Source organism: Pseudomonas sp. TWI929 (assembly GCF_039673335.1).
GTDB lineage: Bacteria > Pseudomonadota > Gammaproteobacteria > Pseudomonadales > Pseudomonadaceae > Aquipseudomonas.
In genome coordinates, this window is sequence record NZ_JBDJLK010000131.1 from 1 (window position 1) to 10,226 (window position 10,226).

General features: G+C 61.5%; 10 protein-coding genes. 4 read left to right on the forward strand and 6 right to left on the reverse strand.

The genetic code is table 11. The annotated features are described in order from the left end of the window. Positions 1-202: 202 nt before the first annotated feature. Both ABE456_RS27210 and ABE456_RS27215 read left to right on the forward strand, forming a co-directional pair. On the forward strand, positions 203-1,510 hold the full coding sequence (locus tag ABE456_RS27210) for a phosphate ABC transporter substrate-binding/OmpA family protein (protein WP_346646686.1): 1,308 nt from the start codon (positions 203-205) through the stop codon (positions 1,508-1,510). Between the two features lie 375 nt (positions 1,511-1,885). Beyond that, positions 1,886-2,950: a TerC family protein gene (locus ABE456_RS27215; protein ID WP_346646687.1), complete on the forward strand. Its 1,065-nt coding sequence runs from the start codon at positions 1,886-1,888 to the stop codon at positions 2,948-2,950. 6 nt (positions 2,951-2,956) lie between these two features. Here ABE456_RS27215 and ABE456_RS27220 read toward each other — a convergent pair whose 3' ends face one another. The 3 genes from ABE456_RS27220 to ABE456_RS27230 form a co-directional block, all read right to left on the reverse strand. Then, positions 2,957-3,349, reverse strand: a complete 393-nt coding sequence (locus ABE456_RS27220) for a hypothetical protein (protein WP_346646688.1) — start codon at positions 3,347-3,349, stop codon at positions 2,957-2,959. Next, on the reverse strand, positions 3,342-4,742 hold the full coding sequence (locus ABE456_RS27225; RefSeq protein ID WP_346646689.1) for a PAAR domain-containing protein: 1,401 nt from the start codon (positions 4,740-4,742) through the stop codon (positions 3,342-3,344). The genes ABE456_RS27220 and ABE456_RS27225 overlap by 8 nt, the downstream gene beginning before the upstream one ends. A gap of 383 nt (positions 4,743-5,125) precedes the next feature. Then, complete coding sequence (locus ABE456_RS27230; protein WP_346646690.1) at positions 5,126-6,355, reverse strand: acyl-CoA dehydrogenase; 1,230 nt, start codon at positions 6,353-6,355, stop codon at positions 5,126-5,128. Between the two features lie 140 nt (positions 6,356-6,495). On the opposite strand from ABE456_RS27230, the gene ABE456_RS27235 reads away from it, so the two are divergent. After that, positions 6,496-7,422: a LysR family transcriptional regulator gene (locus ABE456_RS27235; RefSeq protein WP_346646691.1), complete on the forward strand. Its 927-nt coding sequence runs from the start codon at positions 6,496-6,498 to the stop codon at positions 7,420-7,422. A gap of 194 nt (positions 7,423-7,616) precedes the next feature. Continuing rightward, the gene (locus tag ABE456_RS27240) at positions 7,617-8,771 is read left to right on the forward strand and encodes an aminotransferase class V-fold PLP-dependent enzyme (protein ID WP_346646692.1); all 1,155 of its coding nucleotides are present in this window, start codon (positions 7,617-7,619) and stop codon (positions 8,769-8,771) included. A 7-nt stretch (positions 8,772-8,778) separates the two neighbouring features. On the opposite strand, the gene ABE456_RS27245 is transcribed toward ABE456_RS27240, so the two are convergent. The 3 genes from ABE456_RS27245 to ABE456_RS27255 form a co-directional block, all read right to left on the reverse strand. Beyond that, on the reverse strand, positions 8,779-9,216 hold the full coding sequence (locus ABE456_RS27245) for an RES family NAD+ phosphorylase (RefSeq protein ID WP_346646693.1): 438 nt from the start codon (positions 9,214-9,216) through the stop codon (positions 8,779-8,781). Continuing rightward, a complete protein-coding gene (locus ABE456_RS27250) occupies positions 9,213-9,662 on the reverse strand; it encodes an antitoxin Xre/MbcA/ParS toxin-binding domain-containing protein (protein WP_346646694.1) in 450 nt (149 codons plus the stop codon). The genes ABE456_RS27245 and ABE456_RS27250 overlap by 4 nt, the downstream gene beginning before the upstream one ends. 82 nt (positions 9,663-9,744) lie before the next feature. Continuing rightward, complete coding sequence (locus tag ABE456_RS27255) at positions 9,745-10,119, reverse strand: DUF1801 domain-containing protein (protein WP_346646695.1); 375 nt, start codon at positions 10,117-10,119, stop codon at positions 9,745-9,747. Positions 10,120-10,226 lie beyond the last annotated feature (107 nt).

Consider the following 10,226-nt stretch of genomic DNA (forward strand, 5'->3'; position numbering starts at 1 on the left):
GTACCTGCCTGCTCCTTGGGGTTTGTTTCTTTTTGTTTGGGTGGGTGTTTTGGGGGGGGGGTGGTTGCCCCGGCGATGGGCTGCATAGCAGCCCATTGAAACTAGCTGACAGGCATCAGACAGTGCCCCTACGGACTGTCACATTATCATCACGCCACTGTCGTAATCTGCCGGCCAACTCTATGCCATTGGGCCACCCGGCATGCCCCGCCTGCTTGTCTTGCTGCTCACCCTGCTACCGCTGGCAACCCTGGCCGAGCCCACGCACATGCGTGCGCAAGGCTCCAACACCATCGGTGCTGCCTTGCTGCCGGCACTGGTGCAAGGCCAACTGCGCGCACAGCAAGCCAGCGCCATCGAACAGCAACCGGGCAAACTGCCCAACGAAACCGTGATCACCGCGCGCGACGCGCATGGCCAACCTGTGCGCATCGACATCGCCGCCCACGGTTCCAGCACCGGCTTCGTCGCTCTAGGCCGAGGCGAGGCCGATCTCGCCGCCGCCTCGCGGCCAATCAACGACAACGAGGTGCGCCAGCTACGGGCCTTGGGCGACCTGCGCGCGGCCGTTGCCGAGCAAGTCATTGGCCTGGACGGCGTCGCGGTTATCGTCCACCCCGACAACCCGCTGCCACAACTTACCACAGGGCAACTGGCGCAGATTTTCTCCGGGCAGATCCAGCGCTGGGAGCAACTAGGCGTAACCGGCGGGGCCATCCACCTGTACGCCCGTGACGACCGCTCCGGCACCTTTGAGACCTTCAAGGCGCTGGTACTGGAGCCCCAGCATGGCGAACTGTCGACCAAGGCCCGGCGCTTCGAATCCAGTGACGAACTGGCCGCGCGGGTGGGTGCCGACCGCCAGGCCATTGGCTTCAGCAGCCTGGCTGCGGTACACGGGGCCAAGGTACTGGCGGTGGCTGAAGGCGACGCGCCGGCCATGCTGCCGGAGCGCGCACTGGTGGCCAGCGAGGACTACCCGTTGTCACGGCGCCTGTACTTCTACCTGCCGGCCAACCCCAAGCCCCAGGCCAAAGCCCTGGCTGATTTCGCCCAGAGCCCGGCCGGCCAGGCGATCGTCGCCGAGCAGGGTTTTGTTTCGCAGCAGATCAAAGCCCAGCCCGTGCCGCCCCAGGTCGACATGCCGCCACGTTATCGCACCCTGGCCCAACAGGCACAAAGGCTGAGCGTGAACTTCCGCTTCCAGGAAGGCAGCGCCAGCCTCGACAACAAGGCCCTGCGCGATGTGCAGCGGGTGGCCGAGTACCTGCGCCAGGCCGGCAAGCTGCAGAGCAAGGCGGTGCTGGTGGGGTTTGGCGACCCCAAGGAAACGCCCGGCCGCGCCGCGCTGCTGTCGCGCCTGCGCGCGCAGGCGGTGCGCCGCGAGTTGGCGCGCGATGGTGTGGAGGTGCTGGAGGTGACTGGCATGGGTGATGAATTGCCGGTGGCCGGGAATGAACTGGAGCAAGGGCGACTGCGTAACCGGCGTGTGGAAGTATGGGTTTATTGAACCTCATCACCAGAATGTGGGAGCAACTGTCTTGCTCAAAATTTGAAAAGCCTGCGCGATCCCTGTGGGGCGGCCTTGCCGGGGCGCCGGACCGGTCGGATGGGGCGCGTAGCGGCCCCGGGGTTTCAGCGTTTTCGCATAAATCGCCGGGGCTGCTTTGCAGCCCTTTCGCGACACAAGGCCGCTCCTACAAATGACCGCATTGCCAAACCACCCGGGTCGACCCTGGCAAAGAAATGTAACAGCTCCCCATTCGGCATCACTGGCAAACGGGTCTAGGCTCAAGCCCATGTGATACCGGGCCCCTCTGACGGCTGCCAGGCCGCCATGTCGGATCACTGTTGCCATGCAACGTCGACATTCAAGGAGGGGCTCATGACAGCTCTGCAGGCATTTCTCACCACTCCTTTCCTCGGTACCAGCGCCTGGTTGTGGCTGGTGTTCATGGCCATCGTCATCGGCTTGCTGGTGCTCGACCTGGGCGTGCTGCACCGCCACGACCGGGAAATCGAAATGCGCGAGAGCCTGCTGCTGTATTCAGGCTACTTCAGCGTCGGCGTGCTGTTTGGCGCCGGGGTCTGGTACCAGCTGGGCGCACAGCCGGCGCTGGAGTTCTACACCGGCTTCCTGGTCGAGCAGTCGCTGTCGATGGACAACGTGTTCGTCATGGCGATGATCTTCAGCTACTTCGCCATCCCCCGCCGCTACCAGCACCGCGTGCTGTTCTGGGGCATCCTCGGGGTGGTGTTCCTGCGGGCGATCATGATCGGCGTAGGCGCGGCACTGGTGCAGAACTTTGCCTGGGTGCTGTACCTGTTCGGCGCCTTCCTGCTGTTTACCGGAGTGAAGATGGCGCTGTCGAAGGAAGACAGCCACCCGGACCTGGACAACAACCCGATCATCAAGTTCGTGCGCCGGCACATGCGGGTCACCGACCAGATCCACGGCTCGCACTTCTTCATCCGCCAGACCCCGCCCGGGCACAGCAAGGCGCTGCGTTACGCGACACCGTTGTTCCTGGCGCTGGTGCTGATCGAGCTGGCCGACCTGGTATTCGCCGTCGACAGCGTGCCGGCGATCTTCGCCATTACCCAGGACCCGTTCATTGTTTACACCTCGAACATCTTCGCCATTCTTGGGCTGCGCTCGCTGTACTTTGCTCTGTCGGCGCTGATGCACCGGTTTGTGTACCTCAAGTACGCGCTGGCGCTGGTGTTGATCTTTATTGGTTGCAAGATTTTCTATCACGGCATGGTGGGCAAGGTGCCGGCGTTGCTGTCGTTGGGGGTGACGTTTGGGTTGTTGCTGGGTGGGGTGGTGGTTTCGTTGATCAAGACGCGGGGGGAGAAGGTGGCTGTCGTAGATCAGTCACTGGAGCAACCTGCAAATGCCGATTGTACAGTCGACCAGAAAGAGGAAGACCCGCAGATGCGGGTCTGAATTCCTCTACTTGATCTTAAATAATGCCCATACAAACACCATCCATATGAAGCCAGTCATGCTTAGCCAAGCTGAAATTTTCAACCTACGCTTAAGTTTCTGCGGAAACGCATTTAACTCGCCAGCATCCAGTTGCCCCATTCGCAGCGCTAGCCACGGAAATGCAACTAACCCACTTACCGTAGAAAGTGTCATCCAGCGCCACTTAAATGACCCGGAACCCCAGACACGCTTGATGCTTTCAAAATAGGGGTTACTGGTGATGGCCGAGCAGGCCACGTCGTAATCTTTGGTCAACGTCGAGACAGCACTAAGGACTACCCCAGGTATGCCTATAGCAAAAGGACTTAGTAGAATCGCCACTTTAGCGAGTGGTTGCCAGTCAGTAATGTCAATCACTGGTTGCCTCGTAAATAGACTCGCCTATCGACTCACCGAGCATCCCACCCAGCACTCCTCCAGCCATGCCGCTGGCGCCCACCAGCACTATGCCGCATACCGGCGCAGCCAGACCTGCCGACCCCATGGTAATAGCGGCACAGATTGTTCCAGATACAAGATTTGCCCCTAAGCTGCTTAGCATTGCTCCGGCAGCTCCAGTAGCAAAACCTCCCGTCTCGGTAAATCTGACCTTTTTACAATCTTCAGTCTCACCAGCGCGACAGACCTCTTGCACTTTTAGATACGAAGATGTCCCGCCCAACCCAATCGCAGCATACCCTCCATATTCAAGGTACTTGCCAAGCCGCGCCACCTTGTCCAGATGCGTCGCATACCCCGGAATCTGCCCCGGCCCGCCGGCCTTGGACCAATGATGCACAAGGCTCTTGGTCGAAATATTCAAGCTCTTCTTAAGCCGCTCATAACTCCCCAGGTTCAGCTGTTTGTTAAGCAATGCAGCCTTCAGCTGACCATCCAGTTCGTGCAGCAGCTTGCGCCGTTCGGCAAAGAAGCTGGGGCTGTTCAAATTCCCATGGCGCATAAACTCGCGCTGATGCAGCTGCTCGATACTGGTCAGCGTATGACTGACCTGCTTCAGCCCTTGTTTCAGCATGTCCGTGCCCACGCCCATGGACTGGCTGGCGTTGCCGAGCAAGCCGGCGATTTCGGCCTGGTGCTGCATCATGAAGTCCGCTTCGGTGAAATCCAGCACCGCCAGCGCACGGCGTGCGTGCTGCGCAGCCGCCATCAGCTGGCCTTCCTCGCGGGTGCAGGCATCGCCATTGTCAGGGTCTCCGATTACGAAGATTTCCCCTGCCTTGAAGCCTTGCTCAAACGTCGGGTTAAGCCGCTGCAGCCGGGAAATTGGCAACGAGGCATCGTGCCCGGTCAATTCCAGCAGTACCTGTGCGAATGACATGTGTCGCGGAACTACGTAAAACCCAGGCTCCAGGGTACCTGGCATCGCAACGGCTGCGGGTTGGGAGAAACGTTCGGCGTAAACGGGAGTTGATGGCTCGGCAAAGTGGGTATTCGCGCGCCCTGCAATGAAATGCCTGGACGGCGGTACTTCATTTACCGGTGCAACTACCCGATTACTGCCCGGCGAGCAGCCACAGACAACCAGCGCACCGTCCATGGCCACCCGCCGGCCATCGGAGATAAAATGGTCCACCCCTTCGGCGACCATCCCCTCCTGCCCGCATAGAGGGCATGGCGTGGTGCGATCGCCTTCGCGCAGCACCATTCGGCCCTCGTCAAGATAGCCTGCCCCCGTTGCAATACAGACAGCACCCGTTGTGGTGACATCGCCATCTACTGCCTGACCTTTTCCCTCTAGACTGGTGCGCATATGCAAACTCCCTGTGCACGAAGTTGAGGTTAAAACCTAACATCAGCACGGGAGATACAAGCGGCTTGGGTCGAAAATCAGATGTTTCCTACAAACCAGCCCAAGTTAGCCATCTGAGAACCGACCTAACTGTTTCTTACTGGCGAGAATAAAGTTTCCTACAGCACAAGTTCTGCCCATCTTTTTTCAGCTAATTCCCGATGTAAAAGTCGAAAACCGGCCATCTGTAGGAGCGGCCTTGTGTCGCGATAGGGCTGCATAGCAGCCCCAGCGACTTATGCTGCGAAGCTGAAATCCTGGGGCTACTGTGCAGCCCTTTCGCGACACAAGGCCACTCCGACAGGTATTGCGCATAACTTCAGTTTGGCGAAAAGGTCGCTGAATCACCGCCCGTTACGCATCATCTCCGCCGGCACATACTTGCCAATCTCATACTTGCCAATCGCGGCCCGGTGCACTTCATCCGGCCCGTCGGCCAGGCGCAGGGTGCGCTGCATGGCATACATGTAAGCCAGCGGGAAGTCGCCGCTCACCCCTGCCCCGCCATGTATCTGGATCGCCCGGTCAATCACCTTCAACGCCACATTCGGCGCCACCACCTTGATTTGTGCAATCTCGCTACGCGCCACTTTGTTGCCAACCGTGTCCATCATATAGGCCGCCTTCAGCGTCAGCAGCCGGGCCATGTCGATCTCCATGCGCGAGTCGGCGATCTTGTCGACGTTGCCACCCAGGCGAGCCAGTGGCCGGCCGAAGGCGGTGCGTTCGACCGAGCGCTTGCACATCAGCTCCAGCGCGCGCTCGGCCATGCCGATCGAGCGCATGCAGTGGTGGATGCGGCCTGGGCCCAAGCGACCCTGAGCAATCTCGAAACCACGGCCCTCGCCTAGAATCACGTTCTCGTACGGCACCCGCACGTTCTCGAACAGCACTTCGGCGTGGCCATGCGGCGCATCGTCGTAACCAAACACGGGTAGCGGGCGAACGATCTTCACGCCGGGCGCATCGGTCGGCACCAGCACCATCGAGTGCTGCTGGTGGCGTGGCCCTTCAGGGTCGGACAGGCCCATGAAGATCATCACCTTGCAGCGCGGGTCGCAGGCACCGGAGGTCCACCACTTGCGGCCGTTGATCACCCATTGGTCACCCTCACGCACGGCAGTGGCGGCCATGTTGGTGGCGTCCGAAGAGGCCACGTCCGGCTCGGTCATGGCGAACGCCGAACGGATCTCGCCACGCAGCAGCGGCTCCAGCCACTGGCGCTTCTGCGCTTCACTGCCATAGCGCACTAGCACTTCCATGTTGCCGGTGTCTGGTGCCGAGCAGTTGAACGGCTCCGGGCCGAGTAGCGAACGGCCCATGATTTCCGCCAGCGGGGCGTATTCCAGGTTGCTCAGGCCGGCGCCGTATTCCGACTCGGGCAGGAACAGGTTCCACAGCCCTTCGGCGCGGGCTTTGGCCTTGAGCTCTTCCATGATTGCAGTGGGCTGCCAGCGGTCACCCTCGGCGACCTGACGCTCGAACACCGCCTCGGCGGGGTAGACATAGGCGTCCATGAACGCTGTGACGCGCTCGCGCAGTGCCTGGACCTTGGGCGAATAGGCGAAATCCATCGGGGCTACCTTCACGGTTCGGAGTACATGGGCCAGAGCCTAGAGCAGCAAGGCCCCATCCACCTAGTCTATTTTCCGCGTGTATAAACATTCATAACCGATATATGATCGACCAATAACTCCAACAAAGAGCGGCGCCCATGAACCTCAGCAAGGTCGACCTCAACCTGTTCATCGTGTTCGATGCGATCTACACCGAAGCCAACCTGACCCGCGCCGGGCAGATTGTCGGCATTACCCAGCCAGCGGTGTCCAACGCCCTGTCGCGGTTGCGCGAAACCTTCAACGACCCGCTGTTCGTGCGCACCGCACAAGGCATGGTGCCCACGCCCATGGCGCAGAACATCATCGGCCCGGTACGCAACGCCCTGGCGCTGCTGCGCACGTCGGTGCAGGAAAGCCGCATCTTCAACCCGCAACAGGCCAACAAAACCTTCCGCATCAGCATGACCGACCTGACCGAGGCGGTGATCCTGCCACCGCTGTTCCAGCGCCTGCGCCGTCTGGCACCGGCGGTGCTGATCGAGAGCTTCCTGTGCAAACGCCGCGAGACCACCAAGGAACTCGCCGCCGGCCGCCTGGACTTCGCCATCGACGCGCCGTTGAATACCGACCCGCAGGTGCGCCACGTCAAGCTGATGCAGGACCGCTACGTATGTGCCTTGCGCCAGGGTCACCCGCTGGCCGACAGCAAGCTGACCCTCGACAGTTACCTGGGCATGACCCATATCCACATTTCCAGCCGCCGCAATGGCCTGGGTTATGTCGACCTGGCGCTGGGCAAGATGGGCGTACAGCGCAAGGTCGCCCTGCGCTCACAGCATTACCTGATGGCCTCGCAGGTGCTGCAGCAAACCGACATGGCAATGACCGTCCCCGAGCGCTTCGCCCGCCGCCATCAGTTGCGATACCACCCACTGCCGGTGGAAGTGCCCGCGCTGGAAACACACCTGTACTGGCATGAAAGCACCGACCAGGACCCGGCCAACCGCTGGATGCGCGAGCAAATCACCGAGTTGTGCGAACGCGTGGTAGCCGAGGAAGAGAAAGCCTTGGAACCCGCTTGAAGGCACTACCAGAGGGGCCATTCATGGCCTCTCTCCAGTGAAATAATAAAATCCTACAAAAATAAATTTTGAGAGAATTTTTTCCTACGCATCTCGAAAGATAGGCTGTAGGAAGCGAAAAATATCTCACCAGTGGCGGGTACGCTTACTCCAACGATCGCCGATTTCACGGTGACAGACATGGACCCGCCCCAATGCCTAGCGCCCCGCTCTACTTCGATTACGCCGCTACTACCCCAGTCGACGACCGGGTCATCGAAACCATGCTCGCCTGCCTGGGCAGCCAGGCCAACTTCGGCAACCCAGCGTCAAGTGGCCATGCCTTCGGGCAAGCCGCTCGCCAAACCGTGGAGCAGGCCCGCCAGCAAGTGGCCGAGCGCGTCGGTGCGCAAACCGAGACACTGGTCTGGACCTCGGGTGCAACCGAATCGAACAACCTGGCGCTCAAGGGCATCGCCCACGGTATCGGCCAGCCTGGGCACCTGATCACCAGCCAGCTGGAGCACAAGGCCGTGCTCGACACGGTTGCCGAACTGGAACGCCAGGGCTGGGCTGTTACCCGCCTTGCGCCAGATGCCGCCGGCTTGATCCAGCCCGCTGCCGTGCAGGCGGCGTTGCGCGCCAATACTCGCCTGGTATCGCTGATGGCGGTCAACAACGAACTGGGCACAGTTACCGATTTTGCCGCGATTGGCGAACAGGTACGCGCTCACGGCGCCCTGTTGCACGTGGATGCGGCGCAGGCCGTGGGCAAACTGGCCATCGACCTGGGCGCCATGGCCGTGGACCTGATGTCGTTCTCGGCGCACAAGGTGTATGGGCCAAAGGGTATCGGTGCACTGTATGTGGGGCCGCGCGCCCGCACACTGATGCGTGCGCAGATACACGGAGGCGGCCATGAGCAGGGCCTGCGTTCCGGCACCCTGGCGACCCACCAGATCGCTGGCATGGGCAGCGCCTTTGCCCTGGCCGGCCAACCCGGCGACAGCGAGCACCAGCGCCTTGAACAGTTGGCCGAGCGCCTGCGCGAAGGCCTGCTGGCCTTGCCAGGGGTCACCCTCAACGGCTGCGCCAGCCAACGTATTCCCCACACTTTGAACGTGTGCATCGACAGTAATGGCTTCAACAGCACGGCGCTGGCCAGCGAACTGGCGCTGTCGACCACCTCGGCCTGCAACTCGGCGAGCAATGCAGCCTCGCATGTACTGCTGGCACTGGGGCTGGATGAGCGCCAGGCACGCAACAGCGTGCGCTTGAGCATCGGCCGTTTCAGCACTGAGGCCGAAGTGGACAAGGCGCTTGAAGTGTTTGGCCGGGTGCTGGCCGCCGCATCGGCAGCACTGTGGTAAACACGCGTCAGAACAAGCGGCTGTCCGGGGTGAAGTCCTCGACCTGGATCGTCGCGCTCTGCGCCTGCGGGTGGCGGGGGTTGAACAGGTAATTGGTGGTGCTGGGCATGATCGCGCTAGGCACCGGCAGCAGCAATGCTGAACAGTCGTCCAGAAAGCGGTTGCCCAGGCCCCGGGTAAGCTCGGTCTGCGCGGACCAGCCGGGCTGCAAGACGGGCAGCTGCGCTTGCGAAACCGTGTCGGGCAATTCGATGCGGATCAGGCGCAGGGTGGTGGGGAAATCCTCGGGGTCGATCTCCAGATGCACCAGCACTTCGAGCATGGCCCCCGATGGGCTGGTGGCTGCATACACCACCGGCCGCCCCGCCTGGTGCCAACGCCCGCTGACACGCAAGCCGCCGGTACCGCTCAAGTCTGCATAGGCGCTGATGCGCCATAGAATCACAGGCCAAAGCCCTCAGCGACCTGCAACAGCATCTCCTCGACCTGGGTGGTGCCTTGCTGGGTGGTCAGCATTTGCATCGGCGTCAGCCCCGAGAAGCGCTCCTTGGGCTTGGACAGCCAGCGCTTGGCCTTGTCGGCTTCGCCGAACACGGCTTCAGCCATGGCGGTGATATGGGCCGAGCGAAACAGCCTATCGCTTTCTTCCACGGTCAGCGGCTGGTCACGTTCGATGCGGGTTTTCAGGGTGCGCAGCGGAATGATCTGGTCACGTTCCACGGGCGTGAACACACCGAGTTCGGTCAGCCTCACCAGCCAGGTGGCGGCAAAGCCATGGGTGATGCGGGTGTGGATTTCAAAGTCGCTGGCAAGCTCGGGAATTTCCAGCAGCGCCTGCAGGCGCGCCCGGTACTCGTGGTAACCGTTGTCGCGAAGCACTTCGGCAAGCATGGCAGACTCCTAATTCGGCGTTTGCCGACAAGTATGCGGTATATGCCGGGGCATTGCCAGTTTGCCAAGCCGAGCGGTCCAGTCAGGGCTTGGCCAGATTTACCGCCACTGCACTCTGGATCAGAGCCTTGAAGGCCTGTTCATCGAGCGTGCCACCTTCGAACAGGTCGATGGCTCTACGCGTATTGCCATCGAGGCTGGCGTTGAACAGCTTTGTCGGGTCATCCAGCCGTGCGCCCTTGGCGAAGGTCAGCTTGAGCTTGTCCTTGTAGATTTCACCGGTGCAGAGGATGCCGGCGTGGGACCAGACGGGGACGCCGCGCCATTTGACCTCTTCCACCACCTCCGGGTCTGCCTGGTGGATCAGTTTGCGCAGGTGAGCGAGGGTGATGCCGCGCCAGTCGGGGTGGGCGGCGATGTGGGTGTCTATCTGGGCTGAGGGGGTGGGGGCTGGCATTGCTCTGGCCTCATTGGGGTGAGTGCCTGAGTAGTGGACAGATTCGGGCGTGTGGGGGGCGCTTCGCACCCCTATCGCGGCGCCGGGGCGCGCCCCCAGGGGGACGC